Raw genomic sequence first — 17,950 nt, 5'->3', positions numbered from 1 at the left:
ATTTAGCGGCCTAGGTAAGCGGCGGTAACCTCTTCTCTTCCGTGCCCTAATTCTTCAGTAATGACCATTCTTGCCTCAACGTCGCGCTGTTTGTCCACTCCTGTTAACCCCTGAGTTGACGGCCCTCCCGCAGCAGGAGCATTAAAACCCGTCAATTCTAAGTATCGCTCGTGCTCGTACGCATGCCGAAACCCATGCGCTTTGTCTAAGCCCACTTTAATACAAGCTCTTTCGTGTTTTTTTCATCTAAGAAGCATATTTAGCGCCACTGCAATCATTATCACAACAAATATCAACACCTTAACCATTCCAAGTACTTATAACCTGTGATTTAATGCACTTAAATGCTTATAAGGTGAGTTTGAATGGCACGAAAGAACGACGGAATCATATGGCACTTAATGGACGCTCCATGGTGGCTAAGCGTATTGCTATCCACATGTATTTATTTTGGATTTTCATATCTATTACCTAGCTTAGCCGTTGAAAGTAATAATTTTATCTTTGAAGCAATTGCTCCAAACTTACCCGTAATAGCCCCCTATTTTACGTTCTTGTTTTTACTTCCTGTACCGATAGCTTTTTTCAAGCAGTACAAGAGGAAGAGAAGTTATCTTACGACGAGCTCTCAAATTAGAACGCATAAAAGTACCTCACCGCTAAATCACTTAAACTGGATAGAGTTTGAAAGTTACATCGGTGAATACTTTAAGTCGCAAGGGTATGCAGTCAAACAGTCTTTCGCTCAAAAATCTGACGGCGGTGTTGATATTTGGCTCACAAAAGATAATGAGTTAAGCCTTGTCCAATGTAAGCATTGGAAAACTCGCAAAGTCGGAGTGCAAGTTCTAAGGGAAATGTACGGAGTCATGATCGCAAACAATGCCAGTAAAATGATAATTGTAACGTCGGGCGACTTCACTTCTGAGGCCATTGCCTTTTCCCTAGATAAACGCCTGTGGTTGGTCAACGGTAGCGAACTAGTTCATATGATTGAAGATGGTAGCAGCTTTCAGAACAAACCGTTGGTACCTCCCCCAGCGCCAAGAGCTATCAGTGAATCCAGAATCTGCCCTCGTTGCCAATCTAAGCTTGTAATACGTGTAGCTAAGCGGGGAGCTAAAACTGGAATGTCTTTCTATGGTTGCTCAACGTATCCAAGGTGTCGTTATACTTGTGACTGTTGAATTCCTATGCTCGAAGGCATCAATGTTTGTTATCGAGAGTGTCTATAAACATAAAAGTTCCCCTAATCCTGTTTAGAGTTGTTACTCATAACATTTCTGAGTACTGCTATTTGAACACACATGAGTTAGCCCTATATAGTGCAACTCACTACATAAAAGATGGTCACACACAGATTATGGGCAACAGAAAAATCGCAGTACTAATTGACTCGGAAAACACTCCACACTCCAAGCTAAACCTGATTATTGAAGAACTATCTAGCTTTGGGCAAATCATCGTTAAACGTGCGTATGGCGATTTTTCTGCTGAACAGCTAAAAAACTGGAAACAGCCTCTTAATGAGTTAGCCATCCAAGCTAAGCAACAATTCGCCTATACGTCTGGAAAAAACTCGACAGACTCGTTAATGATTATTGACGCTATGGACCTTTTATATAGTCAAAGGTTTGATGCTTTTGCTTTGATCTCCAGTGATAGTGACTTTACAAGTCTTGCTACGAGATTGAGAGAGTCAGAGATACACGTCATTGGTGTTGGAAAAGCAATGACCCCTACTTCGTTTAAAAACGCTTGTGACGACTTCGTAGCTATAGAAAACTTAAATGCTGATGTTGACCTTGGAGAAGTACAATCAAGTACTAATCAAGATGCTGAACACGAATTATGGCGATTAATGCACCAAGCTTGGCAAAACTATAGAGATGAATCAGGGTGGGCGAAGCTAGGCGAAATTGGTAAATATTTGAAGAGATTGAAGCCTGATTTTGACCCTAGGAACTACGGTTTAAAGAAATTGTCCGACTTTTTTGATAAGTATCCAACGCGCTATAGAATCCGTAACACTAAACGCTCAGGTATGGAGTTTCAGTTTATAACAAAGGCCAGTAAACAAAAATGACAGGATTTAGGTAGGTTTAAGTATGTTCAAAAAAGGTCAAAGGTATAGCCGTAAAGAAATTAGCGCCTTAATTGGAGGTCAAATACAAGGTTATATGGGGACTCGCCAAAAGAAAGTGATTGGTGTTTACCTTGAGTTAAGCTCTAACCCAAACGCACCAACTGAAATTTTGTGTGGTAGTGGCAAAGATATAGCTAAGCATGGTCTTTGGTTATCCCTCCAGCATGAGCCAGTACCGATATTCTTAAAGAAAAAGACTAACGAGTGGGAGTATCAAGGATTATTTGCAGTATCGTCAACGATTGAAGATGAATCTGATCTTGAAGAGATAAGATGTCAAGCCGGTAGAGACTATAAACTCAGTAGAGCAATTAACCTTCAAGAAGTAAGTGATCACCTAGAGTTTGATCAACAAGTTACATGGTCTAAAGCGTTAACGGTAACTCAGAGAGCGGAGCGTTTATCAAAAGCCGAAACTTCGCCAAAAACAAAAAAGGTTAAAACAACAGTCTATGTTCGAAATCCAGATGTCGTAGCTGAAGCTTTGGTTCGTGCAAACGGTACCTGTGAAAGCTGCTTTAAACCTGCGCCCTTCATTAGAAAAACAGATAACACGCCATATTTAGAGGTTCACCATAAATTACCCTTGGCTCAAGGTGGGCCTGACACTGTTGATAATGTTCTTGCTATGTGCCCCAATTGCCACAGACAAGCTCATTTTGGCTGAAACAATACAAACGTTAAGGTAAAACGATATAGGAGCTAACCATGATTTTTTATACATCTAGCCCCTATGATGTCTTAATCGTTAAAAAGAAAGTTGTAATGGTAAACTATGAGCATAGAACCGACAGATGATAGCTTAGTCCGATTTTTCGACGAAGACATATACCGTGTCTACGAAGAAGCAAAAGAGCTGTATTTAGATGTACCTGTATTTGCTTTGTTGAAAGCCAGGCACATCAACACGTTGTTGATCGATCGTGAAATATGTCGAACGGAAGCACTTAAACCTTCCCTCAGAAAAGCCTCTGATACATATAAAAAGATCAATGCGTTAAAAAGTGTTGAAAACTACCCGTCTCTAATCATTGAGTTACTTCATCAAATTCGTAAGAGTTCTAATCGTGCTGCGCATTTAGAGAAAAATGAGCTTTTACACGATGAATTCGTTAAGTTAGCGAGAGACACACTAAAACAGATTTGTGATGTAATAGCGTTACTAAACAATAAACTAAACCATTCAGAACCAACTAAGTATACTTTCATCGAAAACACTTTACCGCTGTTAAAGGATTTACTCTATCTTGCTATCGTAGAAAAAGACGCCCTAGCAAAGGTTAAAGCGGGGAAAATACTCTCTGAGTGCTGGTACCTTGAAATTGAAAACAACTCTCAGAAAAAGCAAAAGCTAATAAATAACAAAGGGTTCCAATTCGATAACTACCAGAGAGAGTTAGCTTATACGTTATTCTATAGCGCCGCCTTTGAGGACAATGATCTTGAAGGTATGTACTACTTGGCTTTCCTCATTGAACATCAATGGATACATAATACAGATTCACTAAATTGGTCAGAAGTGATGCTCAAAGCAGCAAAGCTTGGGCATGAGAAAGCCAAAAGGTTTTGGAGTTACCGAACATTAGTCTGCCGTAATGGTAACTACAACAGTGAGTCATCTTCCGATGAACAAAAACTAGCGCTGTCTTATGTCCTAGAAGCTGCCTCCGAACACCGTACATATCAAATGTTGTTATCCCGCTTATACAGAGATGGACATCTTATTAAAGAAGATCATGAGATGGCCGAAAGGTACCTAAAACTGGCCGCGGAGAACGGTGAAAGTATAGCTCAATATCAGTATGCGAACGTGTGCTTCAATAATGGAGAAATAGATAAAGCGAATGATCTGATTTTACTTAGTGGCCAAAGTGGTTATAAGCCTGCACTCTCCAAGGTATTGAAGAACAATGATATCAGTTATGAAGACCGTGTAAACGCTTACCAGCATTTTCTGATGATAGACCACCGGGATGGTGAGTGGGATACGATGGAGCACAATACTGATATTGAAATTACATATGCTGAACTCGTGATTGAGCAAGGTGACACTGACAAGTTTGCTCATGCATCACTCTTGATAAGTAACTTCCTACAAAGCTATATGATGAGCTTGTCTGATGACAAGTTTGTACATTACCTCCAATTGCTTAAAAAAGCCTTAAACGATGCAAAGCCGACATTCCAAGAACTTGAAAACCATGTAGTAGTTTTAGCTATGCTCAATGTTTATTTTGCTGAATATGATAAAAGAAAGCAGGCGTTTTTAGTCAAGAAAAATGAGAAGCTAGATCAACAGCAAGTTGCCGTTAAGAAGTTCTTGTCTAGCGTACATGGAGCAAAGGTAGGTAGAAATGAACCTTGCCCCTGTGGATCTAGTTTAAAGTACAAAAACTGTTGTAGGTAAGTTGAACTTGGTATTACTCGTCATTAAGCCACTCTCACACTAGTTTTTTTGGAGGAGTAAGGTTCGTCAATTCCAATGAAGCCAGCTCATTTATATTAAAGTTTCGCAAAAGAAAAATCAGATCTTGAAAAACGATTTTCGCAATAACATTTGATAATGTAAGGCATAAAGAAAAATCCGATTTCGCTCACGTTATGGTCATTGATTTACCTCGCTAGTGACTTCATTCAGTTAACTTGATGTCTGATACTATTAGTACGGTTCAAGTGATGGAAGAGGTGAACAAGATTACATGAAAAAGGTAAAAGCAAACCGCACATATCATGCAAATGATGTCTACCTAAAATGGAAAAAGCAGGTCGCTGAGGCAGAGCAATCTATTACTATATTCACCCCATTTTTTGACAACTTACTTGTCACTCTTCTAAAGCAAACTAAACTAGACAAAATGTTTATCACCATAGTGACTGACTTAAACCCAGGGTCACTTCTCGAGCAACCTAAGCAGCTCAAAACCCTTAAACACTTACTCTCCGTTGGTTTCACAGTCTTAAATGCACCGCGTTTACATGCAAAAGTTCTGCTCACCGATGATACATACATTACCGTCGGCTCACAAAACTTCACGTCATATGCGCGAAAAAGCAAAGAGTGTACAGGTGTTCCTGCTAAACCGTTGGGTGACACCAAGATCGTCAATACACTGCTTGAGTGGCGAGAGGATGCTGAACCCATAGATGAGGCCTTTGTAGATTTGCTTCTGTCTGAGCTATCTAGCCAGTTCAAACAGTTCAAAAAGCTACTAAAAAACACTGAAGATCAATTTGCCCACCTTCATTCTCAGCATGAAGAGCAAAAACGACGAAACTTGTCTCGTCACTTGGAAGAGATAGAGAAACAGTCGAGTATTAAGCTAGCACAAGGTAAAGCGTATGCATCAGTTGACTTCATGATCAACGACTCTGGCTACTATTACAGCCTCGTCACAAAACCAGGTTACGATTTAACCCACTGGAAGGTCAATAAGCTAGGAGGAGGAACAAAACCGTATAATTTTGAACGACTGCATATGTATCCATTCATTGTCGCTGACAGCGGTGCTATGGGCTTTGCCAGAATTGCAAAAACCCGAATTACGTATTTTCGAAGGACAGTCAGGTGGGTTAATGACTGGCTTGACGTAGAAGGTCAACGGTTGGAAATTACTATTAGTTTTCCACAAAAAAACACTCAGAATCACAATGTAAAAGTCAAGCTGGAACACAGTTATCTTGGTTCCTGTGACGCCCTTTTTCTCTTCAGTGGGGATGCCTTTAAACTCGTAGCAAAACACTACACTGAACATAGTAATGATGCAAAAAACTCCTTTAAAGCCAACTTAGAAACCAATTTTTTTAACGATCAAGAAGCTCTCAATGCGTTCTTTGGTCGTTTCTTTACCAGCTTCACTTTTAAAGAACTTGGTATAGGAAATAAGAATATTAGAGATTATTTAAAGAGCTCACTTTACAAGCTTAGCGTGATTGAGTTTCAAGGAAACCCTATCTTGGTCATCAAGCAAGTCAGCTAACCATCTATAGATGAGAACTTGAGTGAAAAAGGTGGTTACCTCTTTCACTCAACGATAGTGTGGAATCATCATCTTAAATATTTTGATTATTTCAGATTAACTAAAACACTTTTGCCCAAAGTTTGCTTGGAGTATTTAACTATACATAGCTCTTGTTTAGGTACGCCCACCTAGAAACCCTGTCATGACGATCGAGACCCGAACCTTATAATAGTCGGAAGTAGCCTCGTAAATCACTAAGACTATTAGCTATCGCATTTGTAAATCAAACTCTGCAACATGCCGCTTCTTGTATGTCCTATTTTCGGTTGATAATTTTCCAAATAGACCTTCAAGCTCTACCTCTGCAACAAGCGAGGTGTATCCCTTTTCCAATAGGTTGTTTTTTACTACTTTAAGACCTGATAGTTCAGAGTCCTTCAATTTGTCATTAAGAACTGGCTTAAAATAATTGACTAGAGCCGCTTCGCATAGTTCAGCTGCGGATACTGCATTGAGCTGAGTATAGTCTCTATGTAGTATGTTAAACCCAGTACGTTTGATTTGTTTGATATCATCGTCGTCAATAGTAAAGAAATAAACCAAGTAATCGTATTGTGGGTTTCTCTTAGATAGTGCGAGAACTTCAAGCCACTTTTCGTGCTTCATCAACCTTTTAAGCGAACCTTTAGATTTCCCTATATAACAAAGATCAACAGATTCAAAGCACTCTATGTCAAACTTCTGCATCAACTGGTATGTCGGTATTTCAGTTTCCATATCCTTAAAGCCATACATTGCCTTAACTAATGGACAATTTACAAACAACGTTGTGTCATTGGAGGCCTCAAGATCTACTCTTGCAAGATATTGATACTTTACGTGGCTCGGTACTTCCGAACCGTCATAAGCTTTATATTTGCCCATGAAATAGTTAGTAAATTCATTTAAAGATTTAAAGTCTGATTGAAGTTTTAAAGATATTTCACTTTCACCTTCATACCAGAATTTTGCCATGTTGAAGACTATGGCATGTCTCTTTCCAGCCACTTCTAAATCCCCTCGAACGCAAAAATTATCTATAAAGGTAAATGACTTAAGGTCAATTTTTGCTTTAGGAACTTTACCTATTGCATATAAAGTAGCATTGTTTATTGCGTCAACACCGCCTAGTAGATGTTTAAATACGGGATCACAAAGTCGTTCAAAGGGTAGAAACATGTATTCTTTTATATAGACATTATAGATTCTTGTATCATTCACTAGGGAAGACCTTATCTGGACATATACAACTGTATAAAAACACAGCTGCGGTCTGTTGTACAGTCTTATTTGCAACAGTGTTTAGCTATTGATTGTTACCTTTCCATTCGCTCCCGTAAGACGAGTCTACGTATTTGTATATCTGGGGTACAAAGTGGTGGTATAAAATCACCATAACTTTAAGCATAAGAAATCAAACAATATCTACTTGAATTCTTGTTTTCGAGAATAGGAATTTATTAGATAGGTCAAATACGACTTCTTATTTTAATTCCTAGTGAGACTAACTCATTTTTTCCATCTTCGAGCTAGCTTGTCTGTGCTAGATCGTCTTTACTCCGAACTTTGTTAGCCTCAATCAACTTACCGCCTGGCAAGCATTACCGTAGACCCAATTAATCTAATCTATATTTTAGCCGTTTATACGGAAACTTCCGTAGTTCTACCCAAAAATCATATTTCGAATCACATAACAGGTTGATAATAATTGAATTTATTGATGTATCCCAGCATCATAGATGGAATACAAACACGGAAAAATTCCGTCTAATAGCGTTAGCTGCTTGTACATGTACCACTCTACTTCTAAGGATTAAGAGTTTGTTATTGAAGTATAAATACAAAGAAAAAAATTATCATTTCTCTAACAGAGATAGCGAGATAGACCAAAACATTTTTACCGTTATAGTTGGAAAAAATGGGACTGGTAAAAGCCGATTGATGAAATCAGTTATTGAGACAATTATAGGTAAAAGTAATAGAAATGGGGTTTTAGGACAACGACATACTTCAGAAGCTTTACTAAAAAAAAATAAGCGAGAAAATATTGAACTAAATAAAGAACCTCAAAAAATTATTGCAGTTTCTACAAGCCCTTTTGATAAATTCCCTTTAGATATACACAGTCATTTAGATAGCAAATACTCATATTTGGGCCTCAGGGATTTAAGGTCTAGAGATCTCGGTACGGCATATATGGCTAACATTTATATTTCTTTATTGAAATCGATTGTAAACGAGTCTGGTCGAACAAGTAAAATATTTGAAGTGTTAGGCTTTCTTGGCTATTCTCCGCGCATTGAGGCTAGATTTCATTTAGAGTTCTCTATTAGAAGAGTTCAAGAGGCTTTAAATAGCTCAAACCCAATTGACAATTTTATCGAAAGTGTATTGTTAAATGACAATCACCCTCTACATCAAAGTAGAATAAGAGGATTTCTTGATGAAGATAGAAATATCGACATTACAAAAGTTGAGAGATTTATCAAAATATACCAAAAGATTGATCCTGCCAATTTGAAGCCTAGAGTCGAAATATATCTTGAAGAAAGTGGAGTTTTATTTCCTCACAACAAATTTTTTGCTGTACATGACCTGTTCTTTTTAGCAGAGATTGGAGTTGCAAGATTAAGAGAGATAGCTTTAGAAAAAATGAACGGACAGGTTTTTCGAATCGGAGATGCTAGTTCAGGTGAGCAAAGCGTTGTAATGAGTATTCTAGGGATTGCTAGTCAAATAACTGATGGAAGTTTGATTTGCATTGATGAACCTGAAGTGTGTCTTCACCCCGAATGGCAAGAAAAGTATATAGGTATTTTAATTAATACCTTTAAAAGCTTTAAAAATTGTCATTTTTTAATTGCGACACATTCACCTTTAATGGTGTCTAAGTTAAACGATAACAATTGTTATCTTATGAAAATGGAGAGTGGAGAAATAACTAGTGCGTCAAAAGTAAATAATCGTTCAGTTGATTTTCAACTTGTAAATACTTTTGGAACCCCAGGTTTTAAGAACGAATATCTAACTAGAGAATTGATATCAGTATTATCGTTGTTTGGTCAAAAAGGGAAGTTAGATGATGAAACCAAAGATAAATTAAGGTTTTTATTATCTTTAAAGGAACAAATTAGTGAATTAGATCCCGTATTTAAATTAATGGATATGGCTCAGGAAGCTCTCTCGGAGAGTCTGTAATGAGCAAGTTGCTAGTAAAATACAACGAAAAAGACAAAGTTAAAATCGATGCTTATAACAACTTAAGCGAGGATGAAAAAAGTGGAGTATATTGGGATGATTGTAATGATCAAGATTTAATTAAAATTAAAAAGAGTATTAAGACTTTCTACATTGAAATCCAGGATTATACATGCCCATATTGCCAGCAAAAAATCGTTGTTGAGCATAATGCAATCTGGGACGCTGAGCATATAATACCGAAGGATAAACACCCTAAATTTTTGTTTTCTCCCTTGAATTTATGTGTTTCATGCAAAGATTGTAACTTAGCAAAGTTAAATAAGAATGTTTTGAAAAATCCGAAGAGAAAAACGCTACCAACTAAGAGCGATGATTATATTTTCATACATCCGCATTTAGATACATATGAAGATCATATGAAAACCCTAAAGTCATCACTATTCTTCATACCTCTCGACTCTAAAGGAAAAGAAACAATTGAAATTTGTGGTTTGTTACGTTTTTTATATAAATTTACTGATTACGGAGATATCCCCCTAGAGGTTAAAGAGAAGGTAGCCATGCTATCGGATGAGCTACAAAATGCAAAAAGTGGCATTGAACAGAACTTTATCCTTGCATGCCTTGGTGATGTTGTTGAGCAGGGTAAAAAAATTGCCCAAAAAGAATATATAGAAGGCTTACAAGCTAAAGCCTGCTAACAAACGTTTCAAGATACTTTTTCTAATTTGAAAGAAATGATTTAGCCCAATACACCTAAAACGTTTGTGTCCAATAGCGAGTTATAATTATTCGGATTCCGAATTAGGAATCCGAACTTAACTTATGAGCTTTAGCGGCCTAGGTAAACGGCGGTAACCTCTTCTCTTCCATGTCCTAATTCTTCAGTGATGACCATTCTTGCCTCAACGTCGCGCTGTTTGTCCTCTCCTGTCAATCCCTTGGTTGACGGCCCTCCCGCAGCAGGAGCATTAAAACCCGTCAATTCAAAGTATCGTTGATGCGCGTACGCATGCCGTAACCCATGCGCTTTGTCTAAGCCCATTTTGATACAAGCTCTTTCGTATCTTTTCATCTGAGAAACGTACTTATCATTTTCTGGAATTAAAGAGCTATCCCCTACCCACTTTTTCACCTCATCAATTAACTGACGTTGTTCCAAAGTGCGAATAGGCACATCTCTAGGTCTTGCGCCTTTGGTTTTTACTAGATGTAAGTGGTCGCCTCTATCTGCTAAATGAAGCTGGACTTTCATGCACTCTTCTCGGCGTAAACCAAACGCGGCTTGCAAACGAAAACTCGCCTCAAGATACCTGTCATTGAGTGTTGCTAATTTTGAATTTACTAGGAATCTGGCTTTATTCTGGTTGGTGACATACTTACGGTTTTCAATACCAAGGGAAGCGTTGCTTTTAGGAACTAACCCTGGCTTCCCTATTTTTTCAGAGAGCCAGCGCAGGTGAGTCATACGCGTCTTGATTGTGCCCGCTGCTAGACCTTGATCTTGCCAATGAGTTACAAGCTTCTCGATATGCTTGCGGCCCAAGTTCCTTAGCTCAAGCTTTCTGACGTTAAGCTCTCTTAGTTGTTTGTCAGCTAACTTTAGTATCTTCTTTCTCTCTGCTTGAGTCGCTTTAGAGCCATCGGGGTTACGATTTAGTACTCGGGTAATTTGGTAAAAAAAGTTCGTTGCCATAGTGCTACCTCAATATGTTAATTCTAAAAAAAAGAGCCGCTTTCGTTGGCGGCTCTTATCTCAGTCATTTCAAGGTTCTTATTTCATGGGTACAGTAGTAGGTATCAATGCGATTTCAGATTAGTGTTATTGCTCCCGTTCATTTCGAATGAACGCCTACTGCTTAAATCAAGTCAGTAGGTAATGAAGCGAGACTACTGCGCGGTTCAGAAATTCCGAACAATTGAATGACTGTAAGCCATGTGCAATTGCTAATTCCCAGAAGCCCGTTGGGCATTTGAGATAAGAATGCGCTGGTAATTAAAGGATTTCTTCGTCTAGTAGTCTTTGCAGCAACGGCTGCTTTTTAGTTCTCTTCCATTATTGTCTCAACCCATTCTACTCGCAACTTTGGAGGCGCTCTCAGCGCCATAGATTCTCGCCATCATTCTTTTTCAATTCCGATAAATCGCTCGTAGCCCCCTATTGGTGAGTGCTGCCCGTCCTGTCACTCCCCAAATTTTGGAGTGACAGGACTAGATACCCTTTTAGCTAGGCGCAAAAAAGGCCGAATATATTCATATTCGGCCTCTACAATAGAGCTATTTCGACTGAAGTATTTTAGCTTTATGAGATTGGTATTAACCTTAACCTATTTCATTTACTAGGTTTTCTCTTAGCCAGATGTTTTCTGGATCATTTTGATTTATCAAAACATCAAGTGGAACTTTTACTCCACGTATTAGATCAGCACTTCTCATCTCCTCCCTTAGGGTGTTCATCTCATTTGCTAAGTTTATTGGAAAGTTAACATTTGAAAGCTGTATTTCCCCTGTATACCCTAAGGTTTCAAACTGCTTTGCAAGCACTCCTAAAAAACCAATGACATAATCACCAATCCATTTACGGCTCGAAATATCTCTATATCTATTCGGATACTTAAACATAATATCGAGTTCGCGCATCTCAATACAGACGGTTTTACCAGAGAAGTTATAGTAACCATATGCTCTGATACCGAACGATGAAAACTCTATCCATGGGTTTACTTTGTTTTTGACTCTATTCATGGCAATTCGACTTGCCAGTACTGTCGATACAGTACCATCAACAAATTCAAGTTCATTGATGACGGATTTAGCATCACTCCAATCAAAAGAGCCTCCCAACGAAAGGAGATGGTTCACAGCATCGTGAGATATACAATTTAGTCTTTTGTTTACGACTAACGCCAATACGGAACAATCCAAATGGATATTGGGGTTCAAGTGAGCACGAATAGCAGGTAAGTGAGGTTGCAACAAAAGCTCCAATGTTTCTAAGTCCCGCTTGTATGGAATTGCCGAGAATTTGTTATTACTGTCGAGCATCGCTAGATCAGAGCTACTGCATAACTCTTTAAAATTGTCACAGCCATACATAAATGCGACAGCTTCTCTTGCAAAACTGAGCTTGATCTTTAAAGCTCTTGAAATGTACTTTGCATGGGCCTCAGATTGGCTCACTGATGGGTATTTAAACATGATTAAGCATCCTATTAGAGTTACGGGCTCACGAACCGTAATAAAGATACAAAATCGATGAAGTGATAATTCACTTCGCGCTGCTTTCGCTTCATCCGTAAGCTGATTGGTCGCGCATAACCTATATATAACTTTATTCATTAACCGTTTTCTAGTCAATACAATGTGCATAGATTCAAATTAAAGTTAATAGAGTACTGCGACCCTTTATCAAATTCGGATTCTGAATTCTTCTAAAACTAAACAGAAGATCATTCGGCAAAGTCTACGTAAAAACTTAACTGTTGACGCCATGATCTATTGTTAACTTTGACACTCTACACTTGGAGAAGAGCTGAAAATCTAGCAGACCAATGCTTAGCAAATTCATAGTTATTTACAGCGACTTGAATTAAAGGCACATCTGGGTCATTAACAGTAAATTCTAGCTTATTGTTAACCAATGAATGTCTGTGTACACCATTAACCGTTTTATTCTGTTCCGTATATGTATGTTGCCAACTTATTATCTGATTGAACCTAATTTTTCTACTCTCATTTACACTTACAAATGCAAACATTTGGTTAGACTTATCCACTAGCACAACATATGGATTCCCATACATTCTATAGTTTTCATAAAAGCCATCTCTTTTTAAAGTATCTATTAACTCTGCACGCTTCTTACGTGATTTTACCTCCGAAACAACAATAGATACCACAAGAACAAAAACACCTAAGCCAATCAACCATTCCATTTAAAACCTCAATATACACAAATACCAACGCACTCATATGCAACATGAGAACTAAAGTACTAGTTCAGAAGTAAATGATAAAGTTGCCCTATAAACTAAATTGAGCTTGCCTCGGAAACTTCGGGAGAGTTCAAAGTTTTTAGCTATATAACCCCAAGCGTAAGTTGTGTACGTTGAATATACTATACATAGAACCCTAACGGCCGAATATAAGCTTTACCCTTGAATAGCAGCAACGTCTAACGAGCCCAGATCAAACTCCCGCCATCTTCACTATCAAAGTATTCATAACCTCCCAACTTAGTCGCGTACTGCAGTCGTGTTTGCCGTTGATTGCAAAAGTAGTCAAAACCAGAGAGGAAGAAACCCTCTCGTATTCTCATCGGGTTTAGATTAACAGTCAAAGCAGCTTCTTCATTCCAGTCAATATAATCGTTGCCCTGGCTTTGATGCCACACCTTTATGCTGTACCCAAATTCAGGCTTATTGAACGTCGAATAATATGAAAGAAATAGCTCTTTTTTATTAGTAAACAACTCTTCGATTTCTTTCCTACTCCCTTGTGTTTGAATCTGGCCTATATCCTTATCAATATCATTTAAGACCGACTTTAATAGAGGGTCAGATAGTAAACGAGTTTTAATTTCATTAGAAATGTGGAAAGCTAAATCAATAATACTGTCAATGTTTGTAGTCTTTTCATTACAGAAAGCATACATAGATACATTAATTGCCACGGCGATGTCTTTTGGATTAGGACAAAAATCACCAACTCTTACAAATTCACTCATAACTCCCCTAAATGGTGAGTTTTTAGATAAATCACTCGCCTTCTGATAATCACTTATTTCAAAAGTAGCAGAAGCTTCTTCTAATACAGTTTTGACATGATAGTTAAGGAAGTAATTTTCGATGCGTTTCAGAGCATATTTTCTGATTGGATAAAAGCCATACATCGAACTAACAATTTTGAAAATTAAGTCTGTCATTTTTTGTACTCTTAATTATTTACCCTACACGACACAAAGTAATGATTAGCACCTCAACTGAGGCTTAAAGTAAGCTTTGATCAATAGCTAAACGATGAGAGCTGACATCAAGCACTTGCTATACTCACCGCTTATGACGATTTTGTTGTATCTAGCCCCTGAGATAACAATGAAAACCCCATGGTGCCCAAAGCAAAAGATAACGATGGCTTTATCCAGCCCAGATCTTGAATATCAAACTGAGATGCAAGAGCCATGGCCAGTGCGATAAAGCCTAAGAGCGGGAACATACGAATAGAGTGGTACGCTGTAAAATAACTAGATCCCGACAGTATCAGGCTATAGAACAAAGTAGCGGCTAAGACTGCTACTACTAAGTTCGAAGCTATGCCGAGACTTGGAGATAGATCATAGAGCCAAGCAATGTTTCCCCCTTCGCTTGAAGACGCAGGAAAGTAATCACAATATGCAATGAAAAGAAAGGGAATTGAAAGTAACTCCGAATGCTCTTTAATTACTGATAGTTTGTCTAAGATATCCACACTCTGTCCAAAATGAAACTAATTGCATTTCATTTTGCTATGTAGAAATATAAATATCAACATAACACTACCGGTCACATCACCACACCCAATCATTAGACGTCTAAAATCCATATTATTAGAAAGAACACGTACTCAATTGCATTCTCTTGTGGTGAAGGAACTCAAGTCGTATTTCCTTAATCTAATAATTCGGAATCCGAATTACAACGCAATTTAAAGTGATGCGGATTCAAATTCGGATTCCGAATTCTTCCAAAACTAAACAACTAACACAAATCACTTCTGGCCACTTTTCGGCATAACCTCAACAGGTGGTACTTGGTGCCAAATAATGTCACTTGTGCCTGTATAGATTTTTGTTGTTTTTGCGTTCGCATGCGCCATTCGCTCGGTAGCACTCTGCCCTTGCTGTTCAATCATTCGAGCAGCCAGCCCTCGAATTTCATGATAGGTCGGCCTTAGCGATTTCTTTAGGTGACTATAAAGCCCTAAAGAGTCTCGAACCTTACTGAACTCTTTACTTATATTGTGGTGATGCACTTGGTAAAGATGGTCGGTCTCTTTTGAAATGCCACGTTGCTGCTGCTTGGGTTTACGGTGAACGATATAAGGACAAATCAATCTCGATGTTTTAGAAAGATCGACAATGTCTTTAATCGTCTGAGTGACAGGAATGGCGACAGTGGAAGCATCGGACTTTTTCACCTTTTCTCGGTGAACATATAGCATTCCATACACAGCATGCCCATCAACATACTCCACCTCTTTGTCAGGGTTCCAAAGAATCCCACAAACGCCTTCCCGTGGTTTATATATACGATAACGAAGCCTATAGATCTCCCTCACAGCATGAGTCGTCTCAAGAGTTAGGCTCATTGCGACCTTAAGAAACAGTGGCGCTGCATCGTAGACCTTTTGGTAGTTTTCGATATCTAGGTCGTGGCGAGCTTTGGTGTAATCTTCTCTGGTCAATCGACGCTGTTTTTTATTGAGAACAAAATTACTCTCAATAGCACTTTCATCGGCAAGGTAGGAAAATACCTTTTTTAGATTACTGATCTTATTGTTGAGCTGGCGATTACTTAACTCTGAATAGTATTTCGAAAGGAACTCATTGATGTGCTGTAACTTGATAGATTTGGTTGGCAACCGCCCCATAAACTCATCAAGGCGGTAACAGTCCCTCTCTAAATTTCGATAAACGTCTTTGGAAAGCCGTTCTTCTTTCTTTACACGAGACAACACTAATGGAAGCCACTCTTTTAAAGGCCGATTGAATTTATCCTTGCGGCCTTTAGAGACAGCTTTGCGAAATGGGGTCATCTCAGAAAGGGAAAACGCGCTTCCTAGCTCAGGACGATATTGCAAGTTGTAAACATGCGCAGCTTGTATCGCTTCTTGCTCTACAGTCCCGATAGGAAATAGCTTCTTCACACCATCTACGGTCATAAACCGAAATCGAGATTGCCCCCTATGGCTCATTTTCACCAAGAATGGAGGGTAATGAGCCGTTTCTTTGCTTCTAGCTCTACCAACCATTTATGACTCCAAGAATCTCAGAAGTTCACTGACCTTGTCTGCAGGGTTCCCTATCTCGTCGTCAACACAAACTAAATATCGGCCCGTTGGCGTTCTAGTACCCTCAAGCTTGCCGTGTTTAATCCAGTTTATGATGGTGGTATTGCATATCCCTGAATCAGGGTAAAACTCATCAATAAATTGTCTAGGTCTGATTTTACGCGTCGCCATGTCGTTCTCCTTACCTTTCTCACTACATGAAAATTAAGATTTTTCATCTACTGGTAGAAAAACTATGCACGATTTTTTCAGTGACATTCTATTTGCGCAGCAATTAACGAAAAGGATTCCCGAAGCGTAAAACGATTCAACGAATCGATTTCAAGCCCACTTTAGGGTGGACTAATACAGTAGTCCCCAGTTGCTAATCTATTGATTTAATTTGATTATTTCATTGGCCTTTTTAGCCGTTTTTTAGGCCAATTAGAGCTTAACCACCAGCTATAAATACATGAAATTCATATAAATCAATATCATACAGCTAAGATTACTACCAACATCGGGGTTTCACCGTTTCTGAGCCCTCAAAAACGTCGTAAAGCCTCTTATCACGGCAGTGTTAGAGAAACATCCCCACTCGCTCCAATTCTTTCAAAGCAACACCATCAGCTATGATACCAACAGGCGCGGAATCCAATGGATGCCACGCGATGCTGTCTGCTTCTTGTGCTGTGATTTCACCTTGCCATTGGGTTACCACAAAGTAATGAATCAACTGTAACTCTTTTGTTAGGTGGTAAAGTGAACATAAGAATGTGTATTCAGTTGGAGTAACGTTTAGCTCTTCATTTAGCTCTCTAAGCAATGTCTGAACTTGATTTTCACCCTGCTCTATATGTCCGCCAGGTATAGTGACCAAGCCGGGATCAGTGTCCTTAGAATCGCTGCGCTTTTCCAGCAATACATGTGATTCGTCCAGCAAGATAAAAGAGACACACTCATGGACATCCATAGATTTTTCCTTAAGCCATAATTTAGATATTTAGACTTTCCTTACGACAACAGAGCCCGCAATGAAATCGTGAATCGCTCTGCGTTTGTGGTTAAACAACATGGAAATGAACTCTAAAAGAACCCAGCCAATCGCCACATAACCAACGAAAATAAAAGCTCGACCTTGTTCTAAACTTTCCCAGGTTTGGCCGTAGAACGACAGTTGTGCATAAGAGTAAACTTGAAAAGGAATAAACATGATTGGGACAATATCTCTCATGCAAGATTGTTTGAGAGTTAGGTTTCGACTTTCAGATACATCGACCACTTTTACTCTCGTGATCATCTTACCGATCGTTTGCCCGTATTTGGCGTGCATACCCACATAGTAAGCGATCCCAATTAGTGAATACGCAACTCCCCAAGCAAACACACCACCGGAATTTATCACGCCAGAAAACACGTAATCGTCTATCCACTCCAAAGGCATAAATACGATTGAATCTATCCAGATAGCAAAGAAGCGTCTCCAAAAATTTGAATACTTATCGACGTACATTCTTGTTCCTTAGTCTCTATTGGCAATAAAGCACAGACCCTACAACACATCAGTTTTTAATACATT

The 17,950-nt window shown here is 38.7% G+C and carries 17 protein-coding genes and 1 pseudogene; 7 read left to right on the top strand and 11 right to left on the bottom strand.

Annotated elements, in window-relative coordinates:
- Positions 1-2 precede the first annotated feature (2 nt).
- Positions 3-242, bottom strand: a pseudogene (locus tag FLM53_RS24180) (integrase); the annotation flags it as partial.
- A 123-nt stretch (positions 243-365) separates the two neighbouring features.
- Here FLM53_RS24180 and FLM53_RS14185 point away from each other — a divergent pair.
- From FLM53_RS14185 to FLM53_RS14165, 5 genes are all read left to right on the top strand, one after another.
- On the top strand, positions 366-1,187 hold the full coding sequence (locus FLM53_RS14185) for a restriction endonuclease (protein ID WP_102541406.1): 822 nt from the start codon (positions 366-368) through the stop codon (positions 1,185-1,187).
- A 176-nt stretch (positions 1,188-1,363) separates the two neighbouring features.
- Positions 1,364-2,086 carry an NYN domain-containing protein gene (locus FLM53_RS14180; RefSeq protein ID WP_176681546.1) on the top strand — a complete coding sequence of 241 codons (723 nt, stop codon included), beginning with the start codon at positions 1,364-1,366 and terminating at the stop codon, positions 2,084-2,086.
- A gap of 22 nt (positions 2,087-2,108) precedes the next feature.
- Positions 2,109-2,813, top strand: a complete 705-nt coding sequence (locus FLM53_RS14175) for an HNH endonuclease (RefSeq protein ID WP_176681547.1) — start codon at positions 2,109-2,111, stop codon at positions 2,811-2,813.
- Between the two features lie 108 nt (positions 2,814-2,921).
- The gene (locus FLM53_RS14170; RefSeq protein WP_176681548.1) at positions 2,922-4,553 is read left to right on the top strand and encodes an SEC-C metal-binding domain-containing protein; all 1,632 of its coding nucleotides are present in this window, start codon (positions 2,922-2,924) and stop codon (positions 4,551-4,553) included.
- Between the two features lie 292 nt (positions 4,554-4,845).
- The gene (locus FLM53_RS14165) at positions 4,846-6,123 is read left to right on the top strand and encodes a phospholipase D-like domain-containing protein (RefSeq protein ID WP_176681549.1); all 1,278 of its coding nucleotides are present in this window, start codon (positions 4,846-4,848) and stop codon (positions 6,121-6,123) included.
- Positions 6,124-6,372: 249 nt separating this feature from the next.
- Here FLM53_RS14165 and FLM53_RS14160 read toward each other — a convergent pair whose 3' ends face one another.
- Positions 6,373-7,365 (bottom strand): hypothetical protein, encoded by a 993-nt coding sequence (locus tag FLM53_RS14160; RefSeq protein WP_133149976.1) that lies wholly within the window; start codon positions 7,363-7,365, stop codon positions 6,373-6,375.
- A gap of 606 nt (positions 7,366-7,971) precedes the next feature.
- Here FLM53_RS14160 and FLM53_RS14155 point away from each other — a divergent pair.
- Positions 7,972-9,342: an AAA family ATPase gene (locus FLM53_RS14155; protein ID WP_176681550.1), complete on the top strand. Its 1,371-nt coding sequence runs from the start codon at positions 7,972-7,974 to the stop codon at positions 9,340-9,342.
- On the top strand, positions 9,342-10,046 hold the full coding sequence (locus FLM53_RS14150; protein WP_176681551.1) for an HNH endonuclease: 705 nt from the start codon (positions 9,342-9,344) through the stop codon (positions 10,044-10,046). The genes FLM53_RS14155 and FLM53_RS14150 overlap by 1 nt, the downstream gene beginning before the upstream one ends.
- A gap of 131 nt (positions 10,047-10,177) precedes the next feature.
- Here FLM53_RS14150 and FLM53_RS14145 read toward each other — a convergent pair whose 3' ends face one another.
- The 9 genes from FLM53_RS14145 to FLM53_RS14105 all read right to left on the bottom strand — a co-directional run bounded on the left by FLM53_RS14145 (position 10,178) and on the right by FLM53_RS14105 (position 17,884).
- A complete protein-coding gene (locus FLM53_RS14145; RefSeq protein ID WP_176681552.1) occupies positions 10,178-11,041 on the bottom strand; it encodes a phage integrase N-terminal domain-containing protein in 864 nt (287 codons plus the stop codon).
- A 626-nt stretch (positions 11,042-11,667) separates the two neighbouring features.
- The gene (locus FLM53_RS14140; protein ID WP_176681553.1) at positions 11,668-12,543 is read right to left on the bottom strand and encodes a hypothetical protein; all 876 of its coding nucleotides are present in this window, start codon (positions 12,541-12,543) and stop codon (positions 11,668-11,670) included.
- Between the two features lie 317 nt (positions 12,544-12,860).
- On the bottom strand, positions 12,861-13,280 hold the full coding sequence (locus tag FLM53_RS14135) for a hypothetical protein (protein WP_176681554.1): 420 nt from the start codon (positions 13,278-13,280) through the stop codon (positions 12,861-12,863).
- A 239-nt stretch (positions 13,281-13,519) separates the two neighbouring features.
- Positions 13,520-14,269, bottom strand: a complete 750-nt coding sequence (locus FLM53_RS14130; protein ID WP_176681555.1) for a hypothetical protein — start codon at positions 14,267-14,269, stop codon at positions 13,520-13,522.
- Between the two features lie 131 nt (positions 14,270-14,400).
- Positions 14,401-14,811 (bottom strand): hypothetical protein, encoded by a 411-nt coding sequence (locus FLM53_RS14125; protein WP_176681556.1) that lies wholly within the window; start codon positions 14,809-14,811, stop codon positions 14,401-14,403.
- Between the two features lie 279 nt (positions 14,812-15,090).
- Positions 15,091-16,353 (bottom strand): integrase, encoded by a 1,263-nt coding sequence (locus tag FLM53_RS14120; protein ID WP_176681557.1) that lies wholly within the window; start codon positions 16,351-16,353, stop codon positions 15,091-15,093.
- Positions 16,354-16,563: a hypothetical protein gene (locus tag FLM53_RS14115; RefSeq protein WP_176681558.1), complete on the bottom strand. Its 210-nt coding sequence runs from the start codon at positions 16,561-16,563 to the stop codon at positions 16,354-16,356.
- Between the two features lie 388 nt (positions 16,564-16,951).
- Positions 16,952-17,344, bottom strand: coding sequence for an NUDIX hydrolase (locus tag FLM53_RS14110; RefSeq protein ID WP_176681559.1), 393 nt, complete (start codon positions 17,342-17,344; stop codon positions 16,952-16,954).
- 30 nt (positions 17,345-17,374) lie between these two features.
- Positions 17,375-17,884, bottom strand: coding sequence for an RDD family protein (locus FLM53_RS14105; RefSeq protein ID WP_176681560.1), 510 nt, complete (start codon positions 17,882-17,884; stop codon positions 17,375-17,377).
- Positions 17,885-17,950: the final 66 nt, after the last annotated feature.

The sequence above is a fragment of the Vibrio sp. Scap24 genome, from assembly GCF_013394185.1.
GTDB lineage: Bacteria > Pseudomonadota > Gammaproteobacteria > Enterobacterales > Vibrionaceae > Vibrio > Vibrio pomeroyi.
This window is presented reverse-complemented; position numbering and strand designations above follow the sequence as displayed.

What these genes read in the sequence shown, in the direction of transcription:
- FLM53_RS14165 (WP_176681549.1), top strand. Translation starts at nt 4,846, where the DNA reads ATGAAAAAGGTAAAAGCAAACCGCACATATCATGCAAATGATGTCTAC.
- FLM53_RS14140 (WP_176681553.1), bottom strand. Translation starts at nt 12,543, where the DNA reads ATGTTTAAATACCCATCAGTGAGCCAATCTGAGGCCCATGCAAAGTAC.
- FLM53_RS14110 (WP_176681559.1), bottom strand. Translation starts at nt 17,344, where the DNA reads ATGGATGTCCATGAGTGTGTCTCTTTTATCTTGCTGGACGAATCACAT.
- FLM53_RS14120 (WP_176681557.1), bottom strand. Translation starts at nt 16,353, where the DNA reads ATGGTTGGTAGAGCTAGAAGCAAAGAAACGGCTCATTACCCTCCATTC.
- FLM53_RS14130 (WP_176681555.1), bottom strand. Translation starts at nt 14,269, where the DNA reads ATGACAGACTTAATTTTCAAAATTGTTAGTTCGATGTATGGCTTTTAT.
- FLM53_RS14185 (WP_102541406.1), top strand. Translation starts at nt 366, where the DNA reads ATGGCACGAAAGAACGACGGAATCATATGGCACTTAATGGACGCTCCA.
- FLM53_RS14170 (WP_176681548.1), top strand. Translation starts at nt 2,922, where the DNA reads ATGAGCATAGAACCGACAGATGATAGCTTAGTCCGATTTTTCGACGAA.
- FLM53_RS14105 (WP_176681560.1), bottom strand. Translation starts at nt 17,884, where the DNA reads ATGTACGTCGATAAGTATTCAAATTTTTGGAGACGCTTCTTTGCTATC.
- FLM53_RS14145 (WP_176681552.1), bottom strand. Translation starts at nt 11,041, where the DNA reads ATGGCAACGAACTTTTTTTACCAAATTACCCGAGTACTAAATCGTAAC.
- FLM53_RS14180 (WP_176681546.1), top strand. Translation starts at nt 1,364, where the DNA reads ATGGGCAACAGAAAAATCGCAGTACTAATTGACTCGGAAAACACTCCA.
- FLM53_RS14115 (WP_176681558.1), bottom strand. Translation starts at nt 16,563, where the DNA reads ATGGCGACGCGTAAAATCAGACCTAGACAATTTATTGATGAGTTTTAC.
- FLM53_RS14135 (WP_176681554.1), bottom strand. Translation starts at nt 13,280, where the DNA reads ATGGAATGGTTGATTGGCTTAGGTGTTTTTGTTCTTGTGGTATCTATT.
- FLM53_RS14150 (WP_176681551.1), top strand. Translation starts at nt 9,342, where the DNA reads ATGAGCAAGTTGCTAGTAAAATACAACGAAAAAGACAAAGTTAAAATC.
- FLM53_RS14175 (WP_176681547.1), top strand. Translation starts at nt 2,109, where the DNA reads ATGTTCAAAAAAGGTCAAAGGTATAGCCGTAAAGAAATTAGCGCCTTA.